Origin of the sequence: Kribbella sp. ALI-6-A (genome assembly GCF_001984195.1) — a bacterium.
GTDB lineage: Bacteria > Actinomycetota > Actinomycetes > Propionibacteriales > Kribbellaceae > Kribbella.
In genome coordinates, this window is the sequence record NZ_MTQN01000006.1 from 135,935 (window position 1) to 160,005 (window position 24,071).

Annotated in this window: 26 protein-coding genes; 6 read left to right on the plus strand and 20 right to left on the minus strand. The window is 70.9% G+C overall.

Annotated elements, in window-relative coordinates; genetic code table 11:
• The first annotated feature begins 25 nt into the window (after positions 1-25).
• Positions 26-412 carry a BlaI/MecI/CopY family transcriptional regulator gene (locus BWI15_RS03165; RefSeq protein WP_077012753.1) on the plus strand — a complete coding sequence of 129 codons (387 nt, stop codon included), beginning with the start codon at positions 26-28 and terminating at the stop codon, positions 410-412.
• On the plus strand, positions 409-1,314 hold the full coding sequence (locus BWI15_RS03170) for a M56 family metallopeptidase (RefSeq protein ID WP_077012754.1): 906 nt from the start codon (positions 409-411) through the stop codon (positions 1,312-1,314). The genes BWI15_RS03165 and BWI15_RS03170 overlap by 4 nt, the downstream gene beginning before the upstream one ends.
• 189 nt (positions 1,315-1,503) lie before the next feature.
• Here the strand turns inward: BWI15_RS03170 and BWI15_RS03175 are convergent, their stop codons facing one another.
• The 3 genes from BWI15_RS03175 to BWI15_RS03185 are packed head-to-tail and all read right to left on the minus strand — an operon-like array spanning position 1,504 to position 3,868.
• Positions 1,504-2,595 carry a threonine aldolase family protein gene (locus BWI15_RS03175; RefSeq protein ID WP_083750536.1) on the minus strand — a complete coding sequence of 364 codons (1,092 nt, stop codon included), beginning with the start codon at positions 2,593-2,595 and terminating at the stop codon, positions 1,504-1,506.
• A 32-nt stretch (positions 2,596-2,627) separates the two neighbouring features.
• The gene (locus BWI15_RS03180; protein ID WP_077012756.1) at positions 2,628-3,347 is read right to left on the minus strand and encodes a zf-HC2 domain-containing protein; all 720 of its coding nucleotides are present in this window, start codon (positions 3,345-3,347) and stop codon (positions 2,628-2,630) included.
• Complete coding sequence (locus BWI15_RS03185; RefSeq protein ID WP_077012757.1) at positions 3,344-3,868, minus strand: sigma-70 family RNA polymerase sigma factor; 525 nt, start codon at positions 3,866-3,868, stop codon at positions 3,344-3,346. The genes BWI15_RS03180 and BWI15_RS03185 overlap by 4 nt, the downstream gene beginning before the upstream one ends.
• A 101-nt stretch (positions 3,869-3,969) precedes the next feature.
• On the opposite strand from BWI15_RS03185, the gene BWI15_RS03190 reads away from it, so the two are divergent.
• Positions 3,970-4,293, plus strand: coding sequence for a nuclear transport factor 2 family protein (locus tag BWI15_RS03190; RefSeq protein WP_077012758.1), 324 nt, complete (start codon positions 3,970-3,972; stop codon positions 4,291-4,293).
• Here the strand turns inward: BWI15_RS03190 and BWI15_RS03195 are convergent.
• Genes BWI15_RS03195 through BWI15_RS03205 form a run of 3 tightly spaced genes read right to left on the minus strand, consistent with a single transcriptional unit; the run spans position 4,283 to position 6,941 of the window.
• Positions 4,283-5,266, minus strand: a complete 984-nt coding sequence (locus tag BWI15_RS03195) for a zinc-dependent alcohol dehydrogenase family protein (protein ID WP_077012759.1) — start codon at positions 5,264-5,266, stop codon at positions 4,283-4,285. The two genes, BWI15_RS03190 and BWI15_RS03195, sit on opposite strands and share 11 nt — an antisense overlap.
• Before the next feature lie 15 nt (positions 5,267-5,281).
• Positions 5,282-6,310 carry an alcohol dehydrogenase gene (locus BWI15_RS03200; protein WP_077012760.1) on the minus strand — a complete coding sequence of 343 codons (1,029 nt, stop codon included), beginning with the start codon at positions 6,308-6,310 and terminating at the stop codon, positions 5,282-5,284.
• Between the two features lie 55 nt (positions 6,311-6,365).
• Positions 6,366-6,941, minus strand: coding sequence for a TetR/AcrR family transcriptional regulator (locus tag BWI15_RS03205; RefSeq protein ID WP_077012761.1), 576 nt, complete (start codon positions 6,939-6,941; stop codon positions 6,366-6,368).
• Positions 6,942-7,010: 69 nt separating this feature from the next.
• Between BWI15_RS03205 and BWI15_RS03210 the strand changes: the two genes are divergently transcribed.
• Positions 7,011-7,712: a DUF2207 domain-containing protein gene (locus BWI15_RS03210; protein WP_143465383.1), complete on the plus strand. Its 702-nt coding sequence runs from the start codon at positions 7,011-7,013 to the stop codon at positions 7,710-7,712.
• Between the two features lie 3 nt (positions 7,713-7,715).
• Here the strand turns inward: BWI15_RS03210 and smc are convergent, their stop codons facing one another.
• From smc to BWI15_RS03265, 11 genes are all read right to left on the minus strand, one after another.
• Positions 7,716-11,267, minus strand: coding sequence for a chromosome segregation protein SMC (gene smc, locus BWI15_RS03215; RefSeq protein WP_083750537.1), 3,552 nt, complete (start codon positions 11,265-11,267; stop codon positions 7,716-7,718).
• Between the two features lie 245 nt (positions 11,268-11,512).
• Positions 11,513-11,713, minus strand: a complete 201-nt coding sequence (locus BWI15_RS03220) for a hypothetical protein (protein WP_012922372.1) — start codon at positions 11,711-11,713, stop codon at positions 11,513-11,515.
• A gap of 139 nt (positions 11,714-11,852) precedes the next feature.
• Complete coding sequence (gene mutM / locus BWI15_RS03225; RefSeq protein ID WP_077012764.1) at positions 11,853-12,707, minus strand: bifunctional DNA-formamidopyrimidine glycosylase/DNA-(apurinic or apyrimidinic site) lyase; 855 nt, start codon at positions 12,705-12,707, stop codon at positions 11,853-11,855.
• Between the two features lies 1 nt (position 12,708).
• On the minus strand, positions 12,709-13,440 hold the full coding sequence (rnc, locus tag BWI15_RS03230) for a ribonuclease III (protein ID WP_077012765.1): 732 nt from the start codon (positions 13,438-13,440) through the stop codon (positions 12,709-12,711).
• Between the two features lie 13 nt (positions 13,441-13,453).
• Complete coding sequence (gene rpmF / locus BWI15_RS03235) at positions 13,454-13,645, minus strand: 50S ribosomal protein L32 (RefSeq protein WP_077012766.1); 192 nt, start codon at positions 13,643-13,645, stop codon at positions 13,454-13,456.
• A gap of 105 nt (positions 13,646-13,750) precedes the next feature.
• Positions 13,751-14,272: a YceD family protein gene (locus BWI15_RS03240; protein ID WP_237771105.1), complete on the minus strand. Its 522-nt coding sequence runs from the start codon at positions 14,270-14,272 to the stop codon at positions 13,751-13,753.
• 129 nt (positions 14,273-14,401) lie between these two features.
• On the minus strand, positions 14,402-14,872 hold the full coding sequence (gene coaD, locus BWI15_RS03245) for a pantetheine-phosphate adenylyltransferase (protein WP_077012768.1): 471 nt from the start codon (positions 14,870-14,872) through the stop codon (positions 14,402-14,404).
• A complete protein-coding gene (gene rsmD / locus BWI15_RS03250) occupies positions 14,865-15,434 on the minus strand; it encodes a 16S rRNA (guanine(966)-N(2))-methyltransferase RsmD (RefSeq protein WP_077012769.1) in 570 nt (189 codons plus the stop codon). Before rsmD ends, coaD begins: the two co-directional genes overlap by 8 nt.
• Entirely contained in the window at positions 15,431-17,674 is a 2,244-nt protein-coding gene (gene recG, locus BWI15_RS03255; protein WP_077012770.1) for an ATP-dependent DNA helicase RecG, read from the minus strand. Before recG ends, rsmD begins: the two co-directional genes overlap by 4 nt.
• A complete protein-coding gene (locus tag BWI15_RS03260; protein ID WP_077012771.1) occupies positions 17,671-19,494 on the minus strand; it encodes a DAK2 domain-containing protein in 1,824 nt (607 codons plus the stop codon). Before BWI15_RS03260 ends, recG begins: the two co-directional genes overlap by 4 nt.
• A 10-nt stretch (positions 19,495-19,504) precedes the next feature.
• On the minus strand, positions 19,505-20,644 hold the full coding sequence (locus tag BWI15_RS03265) for an MFS transporter (RefSeq protein ID WP_077012772.1): 1,140 nt from the start codon (positions 20,642-20,644) through the stop codon (positions 19,505-19,507).
• Positions 20,645-20,724: 80 nt separating this feature from the next.
• On the opposite strand from BWI15_RS03265, the gene BWI15_RS03270 reads away from it, so the two are divergent.
• On the plus strand, positions 20,725-21,729 hold the full coding sequence (locus BWI15_RS03270; RefSeq protein WP_083750538.1) for an SAM-dependent methyltransferase: 1,005 nt from the start codon (positions 20,725-20,727) through the stop codon (positions 21,727-21,729).
• A 50-nt stretch (positions 21,730-21,779) separates the two neighbouring features.
• Positions 21,780-22,265 (plus strand): AAA family ATPase, encoded by a 486-nt coding sequence (locus BWI15_RS03275; protein ID WP_077012773.1) that lies wholly within the window; start codon positions 21,780-21,782, stop codon positions 22,263-22,265.
• A gap of 70 nt (positions 22,266-22,335) precedes the next feature.
• Here BWI15_RS03275 and rpmB read toward each other — a convergent pair whose 3' ends face one another.
• The 3 genes from rpmB to BWI15_RS03290 form a co-directional block, all read right to left on the minus strand.
• Complete coding sequence (rpmB, locus tag BWI15_RS03280) at positions 22,336-22,557, minus strand: 50S ribosomal protein L28 (RefSeq protein ID WP_077012774.1); 222 nt, start codon at positions 22,555-22,557, stop codon at positions 22,336-22,338.
• Between the two features lie 112 nt (positions 22,558-22,669).
• Positions 22,670-23,713, minus strand: a complete 1,044-nt coding sequence (locus BWI15_RS03285) for a LacI family DNA-binding transcriptional regulator (protein ID WP_077012775.1) — start codon at positions 23,711-23,713, stop codon at positions 22,670-22,672.
• Positions 23,714-23,749: 36 nt separating this feature from the next.
• Positions 23,750-24,067 carry a hypothetical protein gene (locus BWI15_RS03290; protein ID WP_077012776.1) on the minus strand — a complete coding sequence of 106 codons (318 nt, stop codon included), beginning with the start codon at positions 24,065-24,067 and terminating at the stop codon, positions 23,750-23,752.
• Between the last annotated feature and the right edge of the window lie 4 nt (positions 24,068-24,071).

The window sequence follows — 24,071 nt, forward strand, 5'->3', positions numbered from 1 at the left end:
TACAAGCTGTAGTTATACTGGTCACGTGACCACCGACCCGAAGGCAGCGCGACCGCTCGGCGAGCTCGAGCGCGTGGTGATGGAGCAGCTCTGGGCGGCCGACGCGGCACTCACCGTGCGGGAGGTCCACGAGCGGCTGTCGCTGACCCGCGAGCTGGCCTACACGACCGTGATGACGGTGCTCGACCGGCTGGCCAAGAAGAAGCTGACCGAGCGCGAGCGCGACGGCAAGGCCTGGCGCTACCGGGCCGCCGCACCGCGCGCCGACCTCGCCGCCGACCTGATGCGCGACGCCCTCGACCAGGCGGGCGACCGTCGCGAGGCGCTGGTCCGGTTCGTCGGCCAGGTCTCCACCGAGGAGGCGGCGCTGCTCCGCGAAGCCCTGAGCAGGCTCGAGGCGCTGGACGGGTGATCACGCCGATCCTGCTCGCGGCACTGGCTCTGGTGCTGACCGGGCCGGCACCGGCTCTGCTGGCTCGCTCCAGCTGGCCTTACCGCATCCCGCGGGCAGCAGTCGCGCTCTGGCAGGCCCTGGCGATCGCCGCCATCCTGGCCGCGCTCGGCGCGGGCATCTCCCTGTCGTACTCGACCGCAGGACAGCCTGGCGAACCACGCTTCGACCCGTCGTCACCACGCGACCTGGCCGCGGCGGCAGTCCTTGCACTGACGGCACTGGTCGCCATCAGACTCCTGTACGCCGCCGGCCGCGTCGCCGTTGGCACGCGGGCTCGCCGCAAGCGCCACCGCGACCTGGTCGACGTCCTGGCCACACCGGACGGCCTGATTCCTGGCCTGCGCGTCCTGGCCGAGGAGACTCCGCTCGCCTACTGCCTCCCGGCGATCCGCGGTGCCCGGGTCGTCGTCTCGGTGGGCGCACTCGACCGGCTCGACGACAGCGAACTGCGCGCCGTACTCGCGCATGAGCAAGCGCACCTCCGCGCCAGGCACGACCTGGTACTGGAGGCGTTCACGGCGTTGCACATGGCTTTCCCGCGCTGGGTCCGCAGCGACGTGGCACTGGAGCAGGCACGCACGCTGGTCGAGCTGCTCGCCGACGACGACGCCCGTCGCCGCAACGGTCCGCTGCCACTGGCCCGCGCGCTGGTCGCTCTGGCCGGTTCACCGGCTCCTGCGGCAGGTCTGGCCGCGGCCAAGTCGTCCACGGTGCTCAGGGTCCAGCGCCTGGCCGATCCCGAACCGCGCCACCCCGTGCTCTCGGCGGCCACCTACACGGCGGCCGTCGCACTGCTCGTCCTGCCCACCATCACCGTCGCCGCACCCGTTCTGAAGGCACTGGCCGACGCCCTGCAGTGAACCGGGGCCGTTGCTCGAAGCAACGACCCCGCTCCCCCGACTACCCGAAGTGCCGACCCTCACCGCGCGCGACAGCGAGCAGTACGAGGCCCGAAAGAACCAGCAAGATGACCATGGTGAACACGAACGTCAGCACGTGACGACTACTCTCCCCGCCTTGATACGAACAACCTCACAGGTGATACGCCCTCAGTCTCCCAGAAGTTCCCCGAAAGCCTTGGCCACCTCGTCGACCGGCCAGGCCAACGTGTCGGGAGTCACCACCAGCTCCGTCCACGACCAGCCCGGGACGTCGGCCGGCCGCCAGGCGTAGGTCAGCGACTCGCGGGTCGCCTCCATCCGGCGAACGGCCGCGCGCTCCATCTTGCCGGCCGGTCGCGGCGCGTAGAGCCGGAACGAATTCGTGTGCGGCGGCTCGGGGAACACCCGATATCCCGCGGCCTGCAGCGCGACGGCCAGCTCGACCGCGCGGTCGTGCAAGTCGCCCATCAGCGGCAGGACCGAGCGCAGGCCTTCGCGCGCCGCGACGGCGTACGGGAAGAGGGTGTAGGGGTTGGCGCCGAGCCGGCGTTGCCAGCGGCGTACCTCGGCGATCACGTCGGCCGGTCCGGCGACCGCGGCTCCACTCAGACCGCCCAGACCCTTGTAGAACGAGACGTAGACCGTCGAAGCCAGCGCAGCCACCTCGGCCAGGCTGTGCCCGAGGTACGGCGTGCTCTCCCACAACCGGGCACCGTCGAGGTGGAGCGGTACGCCGCGTGCCGCGCAGGCCTCGGTGAAGATGACCAGCTCGTCCCACGTCGGCAGGACGAAGCCGCCGTCGCGCAACGGCAGCTCCAGCGTTACGGCTGCCAGCGAGCCCGGGATGGCGGCCAGCTCGTCCGGCCGCGGCTGCCGCGGCTCGGAGGTGAGCCGCTCGATCCGCAGCCGGTGCACCTCTTCCAGCGCGTTGAGCTCGTGCAACAAGAGGTGCGACAGCCCGTGGACGGCGACCCGTTGCGTCCCGGCCCGGTCGGCGAAGACCCGCAACACACTCTGCTGCGCGGCGATCCCGGTCGGCATGAACACCGCCGCCGGCTTGCCCAGCAGCTCCGCGACCTCCGACTCCAGCTGCGCGACCTCGCCGCCTTCGCCGTAGCCGTCACGCTGTTCGTCGGTCGCCAAGTCGGCCAGCCTGCGGAGCGTGTCCGCCACGGACGGCCGGCGGCCGGTCAGCCAGCGAGTGGACTCGGCAGCAGCGGCCTTGCGGCGTGCCTTCAGGTCGTCGGAGGAATCAGCCACGCGTCCATCCTCTCCCGTCCGGCAACCGGGTTTCAGAGCTGGGTGGTGACGACGCGCTCCCCCTGCACTGTCCGGATCTCCACCGAACCCACCCGGTCCGGCGGCACCAGCACTCCCCCGCTGAACCGGGCCCCGTCCCGAGCGGCTCTCTCCGACACGACCCAGCTCCCGGCGACCCAGGTCTTGCCCGAGGTGTCAGTGACGAGCAACTGGCACTCGGCACCCGTCTTCAGGCCTTTCAGGTCGACCACGACCCAGCTCCAGCTGCCCCGTGGCTGCACGGTCGTCGCCATCGTCGTACCGGTGACCGCATCCGTCGCGGTGGCCTGCTTCGATCCGGCCGGCGTCTCTTCGTAGACCGCCTGGTCGACAGACTGACGTCCGATCACCACGCCACCACCGAGCGCTCCGGCGACGACCACCGCCGCCGCGGCGGCCAGCAGCCATCGCGACCTGCGCGGAGGCATCGACGCAGCCGGGGCGACGGTCGCCGGCTCCACAGCAGCCTCACGAGCCGCGCGCAGCGTCCGCTGCAGCAACAGGTCGCCGTCGGCCGGCGGACCGTCCAGGAACGCCTCCGGTGGGATCTCGTCGAGGAACTGCTTCATCTCCTCGAGCTCGGCCACCTCCGTGCGGCACTCGGCGCAGCCGGCCAGGTGCAGCTCGACCTCGCGGGCCTCGTCCGGCTCCAGCGCGCCCAGCGCGTACGCACCCAGCTGGGAGCGGTCGTGCCCAGCGTCGTTCGTACTCATCGGGCCACCTCCGCTCCGGCTCCGCCCAGCACGCTTCGCAGCGCTCGGAGGGCGTAATACGATCTCGACTTCACGGTACCGGGCGGGAGCCCCAGCTCCTGGGCGGCCTCGGTGACGGTTCTGCCCCGGTAGTACAGCTCCACCAGGACCTCACGATGCTCCGGAGTCACCTGGTCCAGCGCGTCCAGGACGACCATGCTGTTCACGACCGAGTCGGAGTGATCCCGCTCGACCGGTGGGTGGTCCTCGACCTCACCGACCTCGGCGGGCCGGACAGCGCGCGCCCGGGCCCGGTCGGTGACGATGTTGCGCGCCACGGTCAGCAGCCAGCCCCGGACCGATCCCTTGCCCTCGACCAGATCGCCGGCGTGCTTCCAGGCCCGCAGCAGGGTCTCCTGGACGACGTCCTCGGCTGCGGTCTGGTCGCCGGTCAGCCGGGTGGCGTACGCGAGCAGGCTGCGGCCGTGCTCGGCGTACAGGGAACGGACCAGCGCCTCGGCACTGCGGTCCGGCTCGCTCACCGCAGTCCTCCCGGCCTCGACGCTCGCGGTCGTTCGTACGATAGGCGATCCGGCCCGCTCGGCGGACGCAGCAGCCACGGCGACGGGGTTATCGTCACGTCATGAGCAACGACATCCCGACCGCCGTCCGGCGCGCGCTGGACGCCATCGACCAGCTCGACGCCGACGCCTTCGTCGCGGCCTTCGCGCCCGAGGGCTACGTCGACGACTGGGGCCGCAAGTTCCAGGGTCCGGACCGGATCCGCTCCTGGAGCGACGCGGAGTTCATCGGCAAGAACGTCACCTTCACCGGTACGACGGTCGCCACGCCGGGCAACCCGATCACCCTGCGCACCCAGGTCGGCGGCGACGGCTTCAACGGCCCGTCCCACTTCACCTTCGACGTCCAGGGCGACCAGGTCGCCTCGATGACCATCACGGCCTGAACAGCACCTTGCCCGACCGGCCGGCCTGCTGGGCGTGCTGCCACGCCTTCCGGTAGTCGGCCAGCGGGTACGTCGCGGCCACCTCCACACTGAGCACTCCGGCAGCGATCAGCCCGGCCAGCTCGGTGTAGGTCTTCTCCTGCTCGGCCCGCGGAGCGTTGGTCAGCCAATTGACGATCCACAGACCCCGCAGGGAGAGCTGCCGGTAGACGTAGTCGCCCAGCCCGACGGCCGGCGGCTGCCCGGTCACACTGGAGTAGCTGGCCACCGTGCCGCCGTACTCGACGGCCTGCGCGAGCGCACCGATCGTGGAGTCGCCGGTGCCGTCCAGCGCCAGCTTCAGTTCGGCGCCGTCCAGCGCCTGCTTGATCCGGCCGGCCAGGTCGTCACCGTCGACGACCACCAGATCGGCGCCGAGCTCATGGAGCCTGGCGGCCGCCTCCTCCCGCCGTACGACGCTGACCGTCTTCAGGCCGAGGTGCTTGGCCAGACCGATCACGTACTGGCCGACGGCGGAGTTGCCGAGGTTCTGACCGATCCAGTCACCCGGCCGGAGGTCGACGAACTCGGTCAGCAGCAGGTGCGCTGTCAGCGGGTTGACGCCGAGCATCGCCAGCTGGAGCGGATCGCCCTCGTCGGGCAGCGCGATCAGGTTCGACGCCTTGACCACCACCTCGTCGGCCCAGGTGCCCTGCTGGTAGTTCGGCAGGATCAGCACCCGGCGGCCGATCAGCTCCGCGCCGACCGAGTCGCCGGTTCGAACGACACGACCGACTCCCTCGGTGCCCAGCGCGAACGGGACCTGCGCCTGGTAGCCGTACGTACCGGCCGCGAGCATGAAGTCGACCGGGTTGATCGCGGCCGCCTCGATGCGGACCAGCGCCTCGTCGGCCCCCACGCTCAGGTCGGGTGAGTCGACCAGTTCCACGTTCGCCTCGATGGTGCCGATCGCCTTCAGAATCAACTGGCTCATGACGCAAAACCCCTTTTATCGGTTGGTGGTGAGGACCATGCGGAACCGCGCGTCGCCGGACAGCATCCGCTGGTACGCCGCGGCGGCCTGCTCGAGCGGCGCCGTCTCGACCATCGGCCGGACGTCGTGCGCGAGGCTGAAGGCGAGGCTCTCCTCGTTCTGGCTCGGGGTGCCGGTCAGCGATCCCTGAACGGTCAGATCCGAGAAGATCACCGACCTGCCGATCTCGATCGGGTCGCTGGTGGCGCCCAGCACGATCAGCCGGCCGTGCAACGCCAGCCCGCCGAGCAGATTGCTGATCGCCGCGCCGCTGGTGCCGGTCGCGACGACCACCCGGGCGCCACCGAGCTTCTGCAGCGCCTCGGCGGGGTCGACCGTCGTGCTGTCGATGTACTCGTCCGCGCCGAGCTTCAGTGCCAGCTCGCGCTTGGACTCGCCGCGGGCGATCGCGACCACCCGCAGCCCGAGCTTGGCGGCGTACTGGATGGCCAGGTGACCGAGCCCGCCGATCCCCTGCACCGCGACCAGGTCGCCCGGACGGGCATTGCCCTTGCGCAGCCCGTTGAACACGGTGATGCCCGCGCAGAGCAGCGGCGCGGCCTCAGCCGCGGAGATGCCGTCCGGTACGGCGACCAGCCCGCTCGACCGGGTGGTCATGTACTCGGCGTACCCGCCGTCGATGCTGACGCCGGCGATCGGCTGGTCGGTGCAGAAGACGAAGTCGCCGCGCCGGCAGTTCGCGCAGACCCCGCACGGGCCGGCGTGGAAGCCGACGCCGACCCGGTCGCCGACCTGCCACCCGGTGACATCTTCGCCCAGGGCGTCCACCCGGCCGACCACCTCGTGGCCCGGCACGATCGGCGTCCCCGGCGGCAAGACACCCATCAGGTTGTGCACACCGGCTTCGTCACTGTGGCAGATCCCGCACGCCTCGACAGCGATCCGGACCTGCCCGGCGCCGGGCTCGGTGAGCGGTTTGTCGACGAGGGTGAACACGCCGTCAAGCGCCTCCACGGCGCGATAGCTTTTAAGACGGTCGGTCATCTTACTCCAGTCAAAAGGAAGCCCCTCCTCGCTGGAGGGGCGGGGAAGTGCTGGGTCAGGTCTTGAGCAGGCTGTCGAAGGTCAGCGCGAAGAACACCTCGAAGGCGGCCTGCGACTTGTCCGCGCGCGCCTGGATCAGCGTGCCCTCCCAGGCGCTCAGCAGGTAGCGCGCAGCCGGGTCGGCCGGCAGGTCTTCGCGGATCTCACCGGCTTTCTGCCCCTCGGCGATCGCGCCGGCCAGCAGGCCGCTCCAGTACTCGAGACCTTCGTGCACGGCGGTCCGGATCGGGTCGCTGTGGTCGACGATCTCGGTCCCGAAGTTGCCCAGCAGGCAGCCGCGGGTGATGTCGTGATCGAGCACGTCGTCGCGCAGGAACTCGAAGTGCTTGCGGATCCGCTCCACCGGCGGCACCCCGGGATCGGCCAGGTCGGTCAGCCTCCGCTGCTCGCCGTACCGCTCGAGCGCCACGATCGCGAGCGCTTCCTTGCTCGGGAAGTGGTTGTAGAACGACCCCTTCGGCACCCCCGCCCGATCGGTGATGTCCTTGACCGCCGCCGCGTTGAACCCCTTCTCGTGGAACTGGGCCAACGCCGCGTCGACGATCTCCTCACGCATGCTCCGTCGCGCCATAGGTTAAATATGACCGGTCGTCTCAACCAAGTCAACCTCGCCGGCCGTCGCCCCCGTACAGTCGTCGCCATGGGACGTCCCCTGCCGGCACCGCCGAAGCTCGCTGTGGCTGAGGCCGGTCTCCTGCACGAGTCCCGCGCAGAACTACGGCACACCGCCGGTACGCTGGTTGAGCTGCACCGTCTCGGCGCACTGCGCATCGAGGACCCTATCCGTGCACCCCAACGGCTCGTGCTGCTGGATCCCGCCGCGGTGACGCACGGCCACCATCGAGCCCTACTCGAGGGGTTGTTCCCGGTCCCCCGGCCCGGCGAGACCCGGCAGCTGAGTGGCGAAGGGTCCGAGACCCGGCACCTGCAGGCTGCGCACGCGGCGATGCGGCAGACGCTGTTCGAGCAAGTCGCCAGCTACAGCTGGTACGCGCGACTGCCCGCGAGGCGCCTCTGGCGCTGGTCGGACGGGATGCTGACTACCGAGGGCCACCGGCAAGCCGAGCAGGTACAGAGCTTCGCCCAGTACGTCGGCTCAGCATCAACCGACGATCTCACCCGCAATGACCTGATCCGGCTACTGCCCTGGGCGCTGGTCTTCGGACTCGGCGAGCGGTGGCAGGAGCTGGTGCACGGGCCCACCGGCGACGATCCGGCGTGGTGGACCGAGGCGGGGATGTTCGGCATCGGCCGGTTCCGTCGCGGTCTGGCCGGCTTCGTCAGGGACACGCGGGTCGGCGGGTCCGACGGGCCGGCCGGTGACGGGCTCGGTGGGGAGTAGGGATCAGGCCGGTTCGGGCTCGCGGATGCGTTGGGAGATGACGGCCGAGACGCCGTCGCCGCGCATCGTGACGCCGTACAGGGCGTCGGCGACCTCCATCGTGCGCTTCTGGTGGGTGATCACCAGGAGCTGGCTGTTCTCGCGCAGCTCCTCGTAGATCTCCAGCAGGCGGCCGAGGTTGGTGTCGTCGAGCGCCGCCTCGACCTCGTCGAGGATGTAGAACGGCGACGGGCGGGCCTTGAACAGGGCGACCAGGAACGCGACCGCGACCAGCGAGCGCTCGCCACCGGACAGCAGCGACAGCCGCTTGACCTTCTTGCCCGGCGGGCGCGCCTCGACATCGATGCCGGTGCTCAGCATGTCGCTGGGATCGGTCAGCACCAGCCGGCCCTCACCGCCGGGGAACAGCCGGCTGAAGACGTGCTCGAAGGCGACCTCGACGTCGCGGTAGGCCTCGGTGAAAACCTGCTCGACCCGGTCGTCGACCTCCTTGACGATGTCCATCAGGTCGCGGCGGGACTTCTTCAGGTCGTCCAGCTGCTCGGACAGGAACCGGTGCCGCTCCTCCATCGCCTCGAACTCCTCGAGCGCGAGCGGGTTGATCCGGCCGAGCTGGTTCAGCGCGCGCTCGGCCTGCTTGAGCCGCTTCTCGACCTTGGCCCGGTCGAACGGCTCGCCCTCCTGATCCGGGTCCGGCTCGGAGCCGTCCTTCGGCGGCAGCGGCGGGACCAACTGGTCCGGCCCGTACTCCGCGATCAGCGGCTCGACCTCCGTGCCCAGCTCGCTGAGCGCCTTCTCGTACAGCTGCTCCAGCTTCATCTTCTGCTGAGCGCGGGCCAGCGCGTCCCGGTGCACGGTGTTGGTCAGCTGCTCCAGGTCGGAGCTCAGGTTGCGGGTGGCGGACCTGGCCTGGGCCAGCGCCTGCTCGCGGTCGGCACGCTGCGCCTGGATGGCTGACCGCTCGGTGGCGGCCAGCTGCAGCGAGTGCTCCAGGCGGGCCAGCACGTGCCCGGCCGCCAGGTGAACCGCCTGGGCCGCCTCGGACTGCCGTGCACGACGGGTCGCCCGCGCAGCCGCCCGGGCCCGCGCCTCGCGCTCCTGCCGCGCCGCGCGCTCCAGCGAGTCGGCCCGGCCGGACAGCGCCCGGGCCCGCTCCTCGGTGGTCCGCAGCGCCAGCCGCGCCTCCATCTCGGCCGCCCGGCCGGCCTTGGCCGCTTCGGCCAGCCGGTCGCGCTCGGTCGGGTCGGGCTCGTCTCCGCCGTCGTCGTCGTACATCTCGGCGTCGTTGAGCCGCTGCTCGAGCTCGGCCAGGCCGGACAGGTTCCGGTCGCGCTCCTCCTCAGCGGCCGCGATCGCTTCGGCCATCCGCTGCGCCTCGCCACGGGAAGCCTTCGCCAGCGAGCCGAACTGGGCCAATTGCTCGGCCACCGCCGCCATCGCCGCGTCCGACTCGTGCAGCCGGGCCAGCGTGATCTCGACGTGCTCCTTCTGCTGGGCCCGCTCCTGCTCCAGCGCCGCCAGCTCGAACCGGAGCCGCTCGCTGCGAGCAGTCGCCTCGACCAGCTTTTCGGCGGCCTCGTCGACAGCTGACTGGACCTCGATCAGGCTGGGCGCCGCGTCGGAGCCGCCGTACGCGAAGTGGGCGCCGAGCACGTCGCCGGCCCGCGTCGTCGCGGTCACGTCCGGCAAGTGCTGGACCAGGGACTGCGCGGCGGCGACGTCGTCCACCACCGCGACCTTGCGCAGGATCCGGTGCAACGCCGGACGCAGCTGCTCCGGGCAGTCGACCACCTCGACCGCGTACGTCGCGCCGGACGGCAGCGGCGGCCAGGACTCGTAGTCACCGGCCGGGGCGTCGCCCAGCAGCATCCCGGCGCGGCCGAGATCGTGTTCCTTCAGGTGCCCGACCGCGTCGACCGCGGCGGCGGTGTGGGTCACGGCCACCGCGTCGGCGGCCTCGCCCAGGGCGGCGGCGATCGCGGTCTCGTAACCGGCGCGCACGCTCAGCAGCGCGGCCACGGACCCCATCAGCCCGGTCACCTGCTCGGAGGCGGCCAGCAGCGCGCCGGCGCCGTCCTTGCGGTTCAGACCGAGCTCCAGCGCCTCCTTGCGGGCGGCCAGACCGGTCCGCTCCCGCTCGGCGTCGCGCTCCTCGGCCCGCAGCTTGGTGAGCCGCTCGTCCATCTCGTCCAGGACGCTCTGGGCTGCTTCGTACTGGTCGTCCAGACCCTTCTCACCGGCGTCGAGGCCGGCCACCTGGGTCTCCAGTGCGGTGAAGTCGTGCTGCGCCTTCGCGGCGCGCTGCTCGGCCTCACGCTGGTTGGCCGCGAGCCGGCCGATCTCGGACTCGGCGGCGGCCGCGCGGCTCTTCAGCGCGTTCACCTGGCCGGTCAGCCGGGCCAGACCCTCGCGGCGGTCGGCGGACGCCCGGATCAGCGCCGCGATCCGGCGCTCCTCCTCGGCGTGCTCGGCCTCCAGCTGCTGGCGGCGCTCGATCGCCTCGGCGAGCAGCTCGGAGTGTGCCTCGACCTCGGCCTCGATCTGCGCCTCGGTCTCGCGGACCCGGGCCGCCTCGAGTTCGAGCTCCTCGGGGTCCCGGCCGGCCCGCGGCTCCTCGGCCTCGTCGTTGAGCGACCGGATCCGGTCCGCGGCGATCCGCGCGGTGCCCTTGATCCGCTCGCTGAACTGGGACAGCTGGTACCAGGTGTCCTGCGCGGCCTGCAGCGCCGGCGCGTCCTCGCGCAGCGCCTCCTCGAGCTCGGCCTCCAGCTCGCGGGCCTCGCGCAACTGGGCCTCGATCTCGGCCCGGCGCTGGGTCATCGCGGCCTCGTCCTTGAGCTCGGCCTCGAGCGCGGACTGGGCCTGGACGATGTCGTCGGCGAGCAGCCGGGACCGGCCGTCGCGCACCTCGGCCTGGATCGTGACGGCCCGGCGCGCCACCTCCGCCTGGCGCCCGAGCGGCTTGAGCTGGCGGCGGATCTCGGTGATCAGGTCGCCGAGGCGGTGCACGTTGCCCTCGGTCGACTCCAGCTTGCGCAGCGCCTTCTCCTTGCGCTTGCGGTGCTTCAGTACGCCGGCCGCCTCCTCGACGAAACCCCGCCGGCCCTCGGGCGTGGCGCGCAGGATCGAGTCCAGCTGCCCCTGGCCGACGATGACGTGCATCTCGCGGCCGATCCCGGAGTCGCTGAGCAGTTCCTGGACGTCGAGCAGCCGGCAGTTCTGGCCGTTGATCTGGTAGTCGGAGCCGCCGTTGCGGAACATCGTCCGGGAGATCGTCACCTCGGCGAACTCGATCGGCAGCGCGCCGTCGGTGTTGTCGATGGTGAGCACCACCTCGGCGCGGCCCAGCGGGCTGCGGCCGGAGGTGCCGGCGAAGATGACGTCCTCCATCTTGCCGCCGCGCAGCGACTTCGCGCCCTGCTCGCCCATCACCCACGCGAGCGCGTCGACGACGTTGGACTTGCCGGAGCCGTTCGGGCCGACGATGCAGGTGATCCCTGGTTCGAAGTTCATCGTCGTCGCCGAGGCGAACGACTTGAAACCCCGGAGCGTCATGCTCTTCAGGTACAAAGCCTTGCTCCCAACCCGTGAAAGGACAGACGGTATCCGTTGGAACCGTCGTAACTGCCGGTGACGCTGCCGCTACCCGGGGGAAGGTGTTCCGCTCCTGAGTCTACGTCGCGCGGACATGAAACCGGCGGAGGCCCACACGGGGCCGCCGCCGTTGGTGGTGCGGACGGTGCAATGCTTCCCGGGGCCGACGGCCCCGGGTCAGCTGGACTGCCCAGTTGTCGCGCTGGTCAGACCGTGGCCGGCGTGTTCAGCGCCTCGTCCACGGTGAGCAGCCGACCGTCGTGGACGGCTGCGACCAGGTGGTCGTTCTCTGCCTGCAGCCGCATCACGTGCGCCTCCAGGTCCGCGACGCGCCGGTTGAGCAGACGAACCTGCTCGAGCAGACGCGGGTCAGTGCCTCCAAGATGCCCTAAAAGAGCCTTGGCCATTGTGCTGTCCTCCGGAAGGGTTTTTCGGCCGGTAGCGCCCCCGGTCCGAGGAGCGCTTCTCACAAGATGTGCCGTCTTTCAGGGTGACACCCACTACGCCAAGGGTCAACCTGGGCCCCCGTTATTCACGGAATCCTGCTCACCACCGGGCGTGTCGCGGTGCCGGCTGGCACTTCGGGCAGCGGAACGAGGAACGGTTCATGAACGGTTCGCGGCGGATCGGGCGGCCGTCGCGGGGGCACGGCGAACCCTCCTGGCCGTAGACCGCCAGACCGCGCTCGAAGTAGCCCGATTCCCCGTTCACGTTGACGTACAAGGCGTCGAAGCTGGTCCCGCCGACGTCCAGCGCCTCGGCCATCACCGCCCGGGCGTGACCGAGAATCTCCTTCGCCTGTTGGGGTTTCAGCGTTTCGGTGGCCTTGGCGTAGTGCAGCTTGGCCCGCCACAACGCCTCGTCGGCGTAGATGTTGCCGATCCCGGAAACCAGTGTCTGGTCGAGCAACGCGCGCTTCAGACCGGTCTTGCGGCGCCGGATCCCGGCCACGAACGCGTCCAGGTCGAACAGCGGGTCGAACGGGTCGCGGGCGATGTGCGCGATCTCCGCGGGCAGCTCGGCGCCGCCCTCGGCGTACGACAGGCCGCCGAACATCCGCTGGTCCAGAAAACGGACCTCTCCGCCGTCGTCGGCGAACCGGAACCGGATCCGCAGGTGCTTCTCGTCCGGCGTACCGATCGGCTGGACGCGGAACTGGCCGCTCATCCCGAGATGGGCCAGCACGGCGTCGCCCGACTCCAGCGGGAGCCACAGGTACTTGCCGCGCCGGGCCGGCGTACGGAAGGTCTGGCCCTTGAGCTTGGCGACGAAGTCGTCCGCACCGGCCAGATGCCGGCGAACCGGCCGCGGGTGCAGCACCTCGACGGCGTCGATCGTCCGCCCGGTGGTGAAATCCGCGAGTCCGCGGCGGACGACCTCTACCTCAGGAAGCTCAGGCACCTCAGGGCTGTTGCGACGGGTCGATGCTGTCGGGATGGGCCGCGCGCAGTGCCTTCCAGGCCGTTTCGGCGGCCTGCTGCTCGGCTTCCTTTTTGCTCCGGCCGATGCCGTGCCCGTAGGTGTCGGCGCCGATCCGGACCCGTGCCTCGAAGGTCTTGGCGTGGTCGGGACCGGACTCGGCGATCACGTACTCCGGGACGCCGACGCCGAGCTGGGCGACCAGCTCCTGCAGCGACGTCTTCCAGTCCAGGCCCGCGCCGAGCCGCGCCGACGACTCCATCAGCTCGTCGAACAGCGTGTGCACGACCGCGCCGGCCACCTCGAACCCACGGTCCAGGTAGACGGCACCGATCAGCGCCTCGACGCAGTCGGCCAGGATCGACGACTTGTCCCGGCCGCCGGTGGCCTCCTCGCCACGCCCCAGGCGCAGGTACTTGCCGAGCTTGAGGTCGCGGGCGACCCCGGCGAGCGCGCGCATGTTGACCACCGCGGCCCGCAGCTTGGCCAGGCGACCCTCGGACAGGTCCGGATGGTTGCGGAACAGCGACTCCGTGACGATGACCCCGAGCACGGAGTCCCCGAGGAACTCCAGCCGCTCGTTCGTCGGCAACCCACCGTTCTCGTAGGCGTACGAACGGTGGGTGAAGGCGTGCTCCAGTAGTTCGTCAGCCAGCGATACGCCGAGCCGCTGGTTCAGCTCGGCGTAGAGCCCCGTCTCGTTGACCGAATTCACTGACTGGTGCCGTTTAGCTCTCGACGACCTGGCGACGCTCGCCCTTCGCGCCGTACTGGCCGCAGGTCGGGCAAACGGTGTGCTGCAGGTGCTTCGCGCGGCAGGCGGGGTTCACGCAGGTGACGAGCGACGGGGCAGTGGTCTTCCACTGGGCCCGGCGGCTGCGGGTGTTGCTGCGCGACATCTTCCGCTTCGGAACGGCCACGGTTATGACTCCTCGGTTCGGCCGGAGGCACGAGACCCGGCCGGCTTGGTGTGCGGTTGCTGTGTGGTTGTCCTGCGCCCGTACCGGAGTACGAGAGGTACGAGGTTACTTGTCCTGCGGTCGTTCGTCCTGCGCGAGCAGGCCGCCGAGCGCGGACCAGCGGGGATCGACTGCGTCCTCGTGCTTGTGATCCGGCTCGTCGTCCAGCCGGACCCCACACTCGGGGCACAGGCCGGCACAGTCGTCCGAACACAAGGGCGTGAACGGCAGTGCGAGCACCACCTGGTCCCTCAGCGCCGGCTCGAGGTCGATCAGATCGCCCTCCATCCGGCTGGCCTCGTCGGGCTCGGCGTCGCTCTCGGGGTAGACGTACAGCTCCTGGACGTCGGCGAGGAACTCGTCCTCGATCTCGGTCAGGCACCGCGCACACTCCCCGACCAGCCGGCCCTGGGCCGACCCGGTCACGAGCACCCCCTCGACAACCGCTTCCAGTCGCAGGTCGAACTGGATCGGATCACCTTCGGGGACGCCGATCACGTCGATCCCGAGATCGGCCGGTGCCGGTGCCGTGAAGGAGACTTCGCGCTGGGACCCGGCGCGGCGTGACAGCTCGTGGGTGTCGATCACGAGTGGGGACCGCGGGTCCAAGGCGCTCAGAACATCCCTTTCAGGCGTGGGCAGGCAAAATCTCGGTCTCGTCGAGACCGATGGACAACATTACCAAGTCCATCCGTCTCAGCCCAATCCGGGGTGGTTCTAGAGTTTCGCGGCCAGCCGGGTGTGCACGGCCGGCGGCAGGAAGCCGTCCACCGGGCCGCCCAGCTTCGCGATCTCCTTGACCAGGCTGGACGAGACGTAGCCGTGCTCCGGCGCGGTCGGCATGAACAGCGTGTCGAGCCCGGTCAGCCGCCGGTTCATCTGGGCCATCCGCAGCTCGTAGTCGTAGTCGCTGCCCGAGCGCAGGCCCTTGACGACCACCTGCGCGTCGACCGAGCGGCAGTAGTCGACCAGCAACCCGTCGAACGTGTCCACCGTCACGTTGCCGTACGGCGCGGCGATCTCGGTCAGCATCGCGACCCGTTCGTCGGCGTCGAACATGCGCTGCTTGGCCGGATTCACCCCGGCCGCGACGATCACCTCGGTGAACGCCGCCGACGCCCGCGCGATCACGTCCAGGTGGCCGTTCGTCGGTGGGTCGAAGGTCCCTGGGAAGACCGCTCTACTCATGGCGGTGACCGTACCAAAGCCGCGCCTCGCCGTACTTGCGGTCGCGCAGCGCCTCGAACCCGGCCGGCCACTCCCACGGCTCCCGCTTGCCCCGCTCGACCACCACCACCGCGTCCTCGGCCAGCCAGCCGTGCTCGGCCAGCGCCACCAGCACCTCCTGCAGCACCGCCGTCTCCAGCTTGTACGGCGGGTCGGCGAACACCAGGTCGAAGACCTCACCGGTGTTGGTGCCCTGGGCAACCTTCTCGACCGGCCGGGTGAGCAACGTCGCACCCGGCAGCCCGACCGCGCGGATGTTCGCCGCGATCACCTCGGCGGCCTTGCGATCCTGCTCGACCAGCACCACCCGGCTCGCACCCCGCGACAGCGCCTCCAACCCGATCGCGCCCGACCCGGCGTACAGGTCGAGCACGGCGAGATCGAGCAACCCGCCACCGCCGAACTCGGTCTCCACCGAGGCGAACATCGCCTCCCGCACCCGGTCCGCCGTCGGCCGCGTCCCGTTCCCGGGCGGAACGCTGATCCGCCGGCCACCTGCCGATCCGCCAATGATCCGGGTCACGTTTTCTCCAGGTATTCGGCGGCCTCAGACGCCAGAGCCTCGGCGACGAAGGCCTTCAACGCCGGGTAGCCGGTCAGTTCGGCATCGACGGACACGATCGAGTTCGCCACGTGCCTCGCGGCGTAGATGACCTCCTCGTCGCGCAGCACGCTGAGCAGCTTCAAACTCGTCCGCCGCCCGGACTGCGCCACGCCCAGTACGTCGCCCTCGCGCCGGTTCTCCAGGTCGATCCGGGACAGCTCGAAGCCGTCCGTCGTCGAGGCCACCGCGTCCAGCCGCTCCCGCGACTTCGACCCCGGCCAGCCGTCGGTGACCAGCAGGCACAGCCCCGGCACCTTGCCCCGCCCGACCCGGCCGCGCAGCTGGTGCAGCTGGGAGATGCCGAACCGGTCGGCGTCCATCACCACCATCGTCGAGGCGTTCGGCACGTCGACGCCGACCTCGATCACGGTGGTCGCGATCAGCACGTCGATCTCCCCCGCGGCGAACTTCGACATCACCGCGTCCTTCTCGTCGGCCGGGAGGCGGCCGTGCAGCACCGCCTGCCGCAGGTCGGGCAGCACCTCGGCGAGCACCTCGGCGACCTGCAGCACCGAGATCGCCGGCCGCGGCTTCGCCTTGGTCTCGGCTTCCTCCTCGGCGCCGGAGGCGAACTCGCCTTCCTCGTCGGTGGCGTTTTTCACGTCGTCGCCGATCCGCGGGCACACGACGTACGCCTGATGGCCCTTCTGGACCTCCTCGCGGACCCGCTCCCAGGCGCGCTCCAGCCAGGCCGGCTTCTCCTTGGCCGGGACCACCGACGACTTGATCGGCGACCGCCCGGCCGGCAGCTCGGTCAGCGTCGACACCGCCAGGTCGCCGAACACCGTCATCGCGACGGTGCGCGGGATCGGCGTCGCGGTCATCACCAGCACGTGCGGGGTGTTCTCGCCCGACTTCGTGCTCAGCGCGGCCCGCTGCTCGACGCCGAACCGGTGCTGCTCGTCGACCACGACCAGGCCGAGATCGGCGAACTGGACCTTGTCCTCCAGCAGCGCGTGCGTGCCGACGACGATCCCCGCGGCTCCACTCGCCGCGTCCAGCATCGCCGTACGCCGGGCTGCCGCGTTCAGCGAGCCGGTCAGCAGGCCGACCCGCGTGGCCCGGTCGGCGCCGCCGAGCATGCCCTGCTCGGCCAGCTCGCCGAGCATCTTGGTCAGCGTCTTGTGGTGCTGGGTGGCGAGCACCTCGGTCGGCGCGAGCAGGACGGCCTGGCCGCCGGCGTCGACCACCGACAGCATCGCCCGCAGCGCGACCACCGTCTTGCCGGAGCCGACCTCACCCTGGAGCAACCGGTGCATCGGATGCGGCCGGGCCAGGTCGGCGAAGATCTCCTCGCAGACCTCGGTCTGCCCCTCGGTGAGCTGGAACGGCAGCCGCGCGTCGAAGTCGTCCAGCAGCCCACCGGCGGTCCGCTCCCGCGGGATCGCCTTCAGCGCGTCGGTGACCGCCCGGCGCTGGGCCAGGATCGTCTGCATCACCAGGGCTTCCTCGAACCGGAACCGCTTCTGCGCCTCGGCGATGTCCTTCTCGGTCTCCGGCAGGTGGATCTTCTGCAGCGCGTCGCGCAGGCCGAGCAGCTGCTCGTTGTTCAGCACCAGCTCCGGGATTGGGTCCTCGACCTCCTCGAGGTTGTCCAGGACGATCTTCAGGCTGCGCTCGATGGTGGCCGTGGGCAACTTCGCGGTGGCCGGGTAGAGCGGCCGGAACGGCTTGGCCCGGCGTTCGATCTCGGCCTCGCTGAGATCCTCCTCGTCGAGGATCTCGGTGCCCGGGCCCTTCAGCTGGAGAGTCTCGCGGAACTTGGTCACCTCGCCCCAGAACAGCGCCGCCGTTCCGGGGGTGAGCTTGTTGGCCAGCCAGGGCTGGTTGAAGAACGCCAGCTCCAGGTCGTTGCGGCCGTCGGTGACGACCACCTTGGTGATCGTCCGGTGCCGGCGGAACTTGTTCACCTCGTCCGGCCGGATCTCCTGCTTGGAGTCCAGCGAACGCACGGTGACCTTCTTCACCCGGCCGTTGACGGTCGCCTGGTCGCCGACCTCGAGCTCGTCGAACGGCGTCAGCTCGCCTTTCTTCAGGTAACGCCGCGGGTAGTGCCGCAGCAGTTCGCCGACGGTCTCGATCCCGAGCACCTCGGCGAACGTCTTCGCCGTCCGGGCGCCGACGAAGTCGCGCAGCTTGCGGTCGATGTCTGTCTTCATTCCACCCCGATCAGCAACGGGTACCGCTCCTGCCCACCGTCGTACACCATGACATCGACATCCTTGCGGTACCGGCGGACGTGCCGCACCACCGCGTCGACCAGGGCGGGATCGGCGTCGCGGCCGCTGACCACTGTCAGCAGCTCGCCACCGCCGCCGAGCAGCCGGTCCACCACCCCGGTCGCGGCGGTGACCAGGTCCTCGGTGATCAGCGTGAAGTCGCCGTCCACGACCCCGAGCGCGTCGCCGATCCGGCAGGTGCCGGCCATCGTCCAGGCGTCCTTGACGGCGATGGTGACCGCGCCGTGGCGGGTCTGACCGGCGGCCGCGGACAGGTGCACGACGTCGTCGTCGAAGCTGCGCTCCGGATCGTGCACCGCGATGGCCGCCAGTCCCTGAACCTGTGCGCGGGTCGGGATCACCGCCACCCGTACGCCGGCCTGCCGCGCGGCCGTCGCCGCGGCCTCGGCGACCGCGATGGAGTCCTTGTCGTTCGGCAGCAGCACGATCTCCGGCGCGTTGGACTGCTCGATCGCCCGCAGCAGCTCACCGGTCGAGCACCGCCGCCCAGGTCCTCCGCGAACGACGATCGCCCCGGCCTGGCCGAAGAGTTCCGCAAGCCCGTCCCCGGCCGCCACCGCGATCACCGCCCGCCCGGCCACCGGCGCGTGCGGCGGCAGATCCGCGAAGTGCGTCACCCGGATCCGATGCGGCCGGCCGATGCCGATCCCCCGCTCGATCACGGCGCCGACGTCGTCGGTGTGCACGTGCACGTTCCAGAGCCCGTCGCCACCGACCACGACGACGGAGTCACCCAGCTCGGTCAATTCCCGGCGGAACTCGCCGATGGCGTCGTCGTCTGCATCCAGCAGGTACATCACCTCGTACGCCGGCCCGTCGGGCGGTAGCTCGGCGCCATCTGTTCCTGGGGCTCCGGCTTCGCCGGAGCCGGGAAGGGCGACGGCGCCGCAGGCGACGGGGGTGGTGAGGTCGCCGGAGGCGGTGAGGTCGCCGGAGGCGGAAGCGTCGCCAGAGGCGGGGGCGCCGGAGGCGGGCGGCATCGGGGGCCGGCGGGGCGGGACGGACCAGTCGCCGCCGGGTGCCCGGCCGGACAGGACCGACTCCATCGCGCCCAGGATCACCACCAGGCCCGCTCCCCCGGCGTCCACGACTCCGGCTCGCCGGAGGACGTCCAGCTGCTCGGTCGTCTTGGTCAGTGCCAGGCGTGCGGCCGCGACGGAGGTCAGGCAGACCTCGGCCAGGTTCTTGCCCTCGTTCGCGGCGGCAAGAGCCGCGTCAGCGGCGGCGCGGGCGACGGTGAGCATGGTGCCCTCGACGGGCTGCGCCACCGCCCCGTACGCCGCGTCGGCCGCGAAGACGAGCGCGTCGGCGAACGCAACCGGCTCGCTCATCCGGGGATCGGCCAGCCGCGCCACCGGACCGGCGGGCCGGGGAGCGGCGTCGGCGGGCTCAGTGGCGGCGCCGGCGCGCTCGGCGGGCGGCGCCGGCTCAACCGGTGGCAGGTTCTCCGCGAGTCGCAGCCCGCAGGCACGCACGAGCTGCGAGGTGATCACCCCGGAGTTGCCCCGGGCACCGAGCAGCGCGCCTCGCCCGAAGGCCTGGACCGCCTCCGCGAACGTCAGCTCGCCCTCCGGCAGCGCGTCGCAGGCCGCCTCCCAGGTCAGGTACAGGTTGGTCCCGGTGTCGCCGTCCGGTACCGGGTAGACGTTCAGGTCGTCGATCTCCGACCGGGCCCGCCCGAGCTCGACGAGCGCGACACGAGCCCAGCTCCGCAGCACCCCGACCGTCAGCTCTTCCACGCCGGGAAGGTTAACGTCTGGCCCGAAGCGATGCGCTGACCAGACCGATCACGGGTCCCACCGCCAGCAGTACGGCGAGCGCGGCGTACCCGTGAGCGAGGGTGGCGGCCGTGGCAACCCCGGCAACCAGCAGCGGCCCTCCGGCGTCTCCCAGCTCGCGGCCGACCTCGGCCGCACCCATCGTCTGCCCCAGCCGCTCCTGCGGAGTCGACGACGCCAACGCCACGAAGCCCAGCGGGGTGATCAGACCCGTGCCGCAGCCGATCAGGACCGCGGCAGCCAGCAGCCCGGCCACACCGGACAGAGTCGCGCTGAGCAGCCCGGCCGCCGCCAGGAGCAGCCCGACGGTCAGTCCGGTCCGCGTACTGAGCTGCCCAGCATCCAGCGCACGACCAGCGCGCGGCTGCACGAGGGCGGCCGTCGCAGCGAGCACCGAGACCGCTGCACCCGTGGCGATCGGTCCCAGCCCAGCAGCAGCGCCCGTGACCGGCAGGAAGCCGACACCCACGGACAACGCCGCAGTCGCCGCGGCCAGCGCAGCAGTAGGCCGGAGGAACGCCGGATCACTGATGCGCCTAGCCAGGTCCAGCACCGTCTGCCGAGTGCGCGGCAGAGGCGGTACGACTGGCACCGCGAAGAGCGCCCAGACCGCCACCACCAACCCCAGTACGGCGGTCACCGCGAACAGCAGCCGCAGACCACCCGCCCACACCAATCCGCCGCCGAGCAACGGGCCCAGCGTGTAGCCGAGGCTCTTCGCGAACCCGTAGCTGCCGAAGGCCCGCCCGTGCTTGGCCGCCGGGTTCAGCCGCGCCACGAGCGCCGACGCCGCCGGCGAGAAGGCCGAGGCCGCAGCCCCCTGCCCGAGGCGCGCCACCCACAGCCAGCCCGGGCTGTCCACCACCGCGTACGCCGCCGACGCGGCCGCGAAGCCGACCAGCCCCGCCAGCAGCACCGGCCGAGCGCCGACCCGGTCCGCGACCCAGCCGAACAGCGGCTTCAGCAGCACTTCGGCGCCGTCGTACAAGGCCAGTAGGAGGCCGAGCGTGAGCAAGGACTTGACCGCGTCGTCGGAGAAGCCGCCGAGGTTGGCGGCCACCGCGTGCGCGCCGAAGGCGGTGGTGAACCCGGCCGCCCACAGTGGACCCATCGAGCGTCTCGCTGCACCACTGTCGCCGGCCGTCACGGCTGCGAATGTAGCGGGCGGTCGGGCGACGCTTACCATGTGCTGTGCCTGCCTTGCTGTTCTCGGTCTCCCCCGACAGCTACGACCTGGCCGTCCGGGAGCTCCGCGAGGAGTTCGGCCGCGACGTCGAGGTCGAGCGGGTCAGCGGCGACCTCGGCCGGATCACCGGCAACGCCCCGGCGGTCGGCGACCTGGCCGCGGCCTGCGACGACGGGCGGATCGTTTTCGTCCGGCACCTGACCGTCGAGATCGCGAGCTTCCCGCCGGACGACGTACCGCCTTCGCACGAACTGGCCGATCTCGTACTCGCCGAGCTGCCGCGCCATCCGGCCACGCTCGCCGTCCAGACCTGGACCGACGGCGCCGGGACCGGCGGCACGTTCTACCACCTGCTCGACGAGGCGCTCGGCGCCCGCGGGATCGAGGTCTCCCGCTCGGGCCAGGACCTCGTGGTCTCCTGCTTCGTCTCCCAGCGCGCGGTCCTCGTCGGGCTCAACCGGCTCGCCGACAGCCTCACCGACTGGCCGGGCGGACGGATGCGGCTGGCCCGCTCCGACGAACGGGTCTCGCGCTCGGAGTTCAAGCTCGAGGAAGCGATCCGCACCTTCCACCTCGACCTCGAGCCCGGCGGCAAGGCGCTAGACCTCGGCGCCAGCCCGGGCGGCTGGACGCGCATCCTGCGCCAGTACGACCAGGAAGTCTGGTCGGTCGATCCCGGTGCCCTCGACCCGCGCCTGGACGGCGACCGCCGGATCCACCACATCGGGACGACGGCCGGCGAGTTCTTCCGCCGCAACCAGCTCCGCTTCGACGTGGTGGTCAACGACATGCGGATGGACCAGGTGATGAGCGCCCGGGTGATGCTCGACGCCGCTCCGCACCTGCGCCGCGGCGCGCTCGCCGTCGTCACGCTCAAGGGCGGCGGCCGCAACCCGCTCGACGCGGCCCGGCGCGGAATGGATGTCCTGAGCAAGGAGTACGACGTCCTGCACGCCCGCCAGCTGCACCACAACCGCCGCGAGATCACCGTCGTGGCCCGCGCACGCTGACCACCGGAAATCCCCGGGATTCCCTCCGCCGGCGCGGCTAGGGTGCCGCCATGTCCCCGGCGACCATGACCCTGCTCATCGGCCTGCCCGGCTCGGGTAAAACCACCCTGGCCAGGCGACTGGAAACCGAGCGGCACGCGCTGAGGCTGACGCCCGACGAATGGATGAGCTCGCTGTTCGGCACCAACGAGCACGAAGGCAAACGCTGGGTGCTGGAGTCCGAGCTGCTGTGGAGCGTCGCCGCCAGGACGCTGACGCTGGGCAACAACGTGATCCTCGACTACGGCTGCTGGAGCCGCGAGGAGCGGGAGCTGTTCCGGAAGCGGTCCGAAGAACTCGGCGCGCGGACCGAGCTGATCGTGCTCGACCTCCCGCTGGAGGTGATCTGGCAGCGGCTGGACGCCCGGAACGCGGTCCTGCCGGCTGCCACCTTCAAGGTCACCCAGCAGGAGTTGAGGGCGTGGGACCAGCTCTTCCAACGGCCCACCGCCGACGAGCTCGCCGGCTACGACGCGGCCGTCGTACAACAGCAGTAGGCGCCCGGGTGATCCCGGACGCCTACGAGGCCCTGCACGGAGACCGGCTCATCGGGGAGCCGGAAGAGTACTAGCCGACGACGCGCTGAACCTTGCCCGCCTTGATGCAGGAGGTGCAGACCTTCAGCTTGGTCGGGGTGCCCTTGATGACCGCCAGGAACGGCTGAATGTTGGGGTTGAACCGCCGCGGCGTACGCGCCTTGACCCGGCGGATCATCGCGCCCTTACCCAGACGGGCAACACTGTTGCCGAACGTCGGCTGCTTGCCGCAAACATCGCACTTCTTAGACATGATTCTCCGTGGTCAAGGGTGTTCAGGGTCGTACGCCGACAGACCATGTTACACAGCGTCTGGAGGCGCGACCAATTCGGTCCAGCGGCCGTGATCCAGGCCACTGGCAGTCTCAGCGGGCCGTCGAAGCTCGCACCACGAGCTCGGGCCTGATCAGGATCTTACGCGGTCGTTCGGAACCGCGGTCACGGATCCGGCGCAGCAGCAGCTCGACCGCCGTCGTACCGACCTCCGCGACCGGCAGCCGGACTGTCGTCAACGGGGTCTGCAGATAGCCGGCGTACGGGTGGTCGCCGTACCCGGTGACCGCGACATCCCCCGGTACGCCGAGGCCGAGCTCGGCCAGCGCCCGCAGCAGTCCCAGCGCGAAGTAGTCGTTCCCGGTGACGATGCCGTCGGGCCGATCGCCCTCGGCCAGCACCTCCGACGCCACCCGGTAGGCCTCCTCCGGCTGCCACGGCAACGCCAGTGAGTCGTACCGCTTCGTCGGTACGGCGCGCACGCTGCCGTCCGACACCTCCAGTCCGGCGTCGGCCATCGCCCGCCGGAACCCCGCGACCCGGTCGGCCGTGGTGGTGATCGGCAGGTCCTCCTCCAGCACCAGCAGGTTCCGCGCGCCACCGGCGATCAGGTGCGCGGTCGCCTCGTAGTTACCGCGCTCGTTGTCGACCCCGACCATGTCGTTGTCCAGCTCGGGCACGTCGCGGTTGACGAACACCATCGGGATGCCGGAGTCCCGCACCCGCCGCCAGTGGTCCCACTCGTCCTGCACCGGTACGACGATCGCGCCGTCGACCGCCGACCGCAGCAGCGCCTCGGTCGCGCGCTGCTCGTTCTCCGCGCTCTCGTCGGTGACCAGCAGCAGCAACGAGTACCCCTGGGCACGGACGCCGAGCTCGATGCTGCTGATCAGCTGGGCGTAGAACGGGTTGGACGGGTTGGTGATGACCAGGCCCAGCGTCATCGCCGAGCCGAGCACGAGCGACCGGGCCAGCGAGTTCGGCACGTAGCCGATCCGGGTCGCCTCGGCCCGGACCGCGGCCCGCGTCGCCGCGCTGACGCTGTCCTTGTCGGCCAGCGCGCGGGAGACCGTGTTGACCGACAGCCCGAGCGCACCGGCGATGTCGCGCAGCGTCGCCCGCCGAGCCTCCGTCATCGAACCTCTCCGTCCCACCCCATCAGGCTGGAAAGACTAAGCCTTGATCGCCAGGTGGATCCGCACGCGCACCGTGCCGTCGACCACCGCGCGCAGCCGGAGCCAGTGGCCGAAGCCCTGCGCCGGCCAGGAGACCAGCGCGCCCGGCTCGACCATGTGCTCGGCGCCGTCCAGGTCGCACCAGGTGATGCCGTCCGGCGAGACCTGGGTGACGTAGCGCGCGGTCCCGTCCCCGTCGACGTGCTGGACGAACCAGCGCGCCTCACCGGCCCAGGCCACCTCGTACGGCTCGGTGTCGAAATCCTTCACGAACTCGGTGTCCCGCTCGAGCACCGCGGTCATGGACTGTCGCATGTCG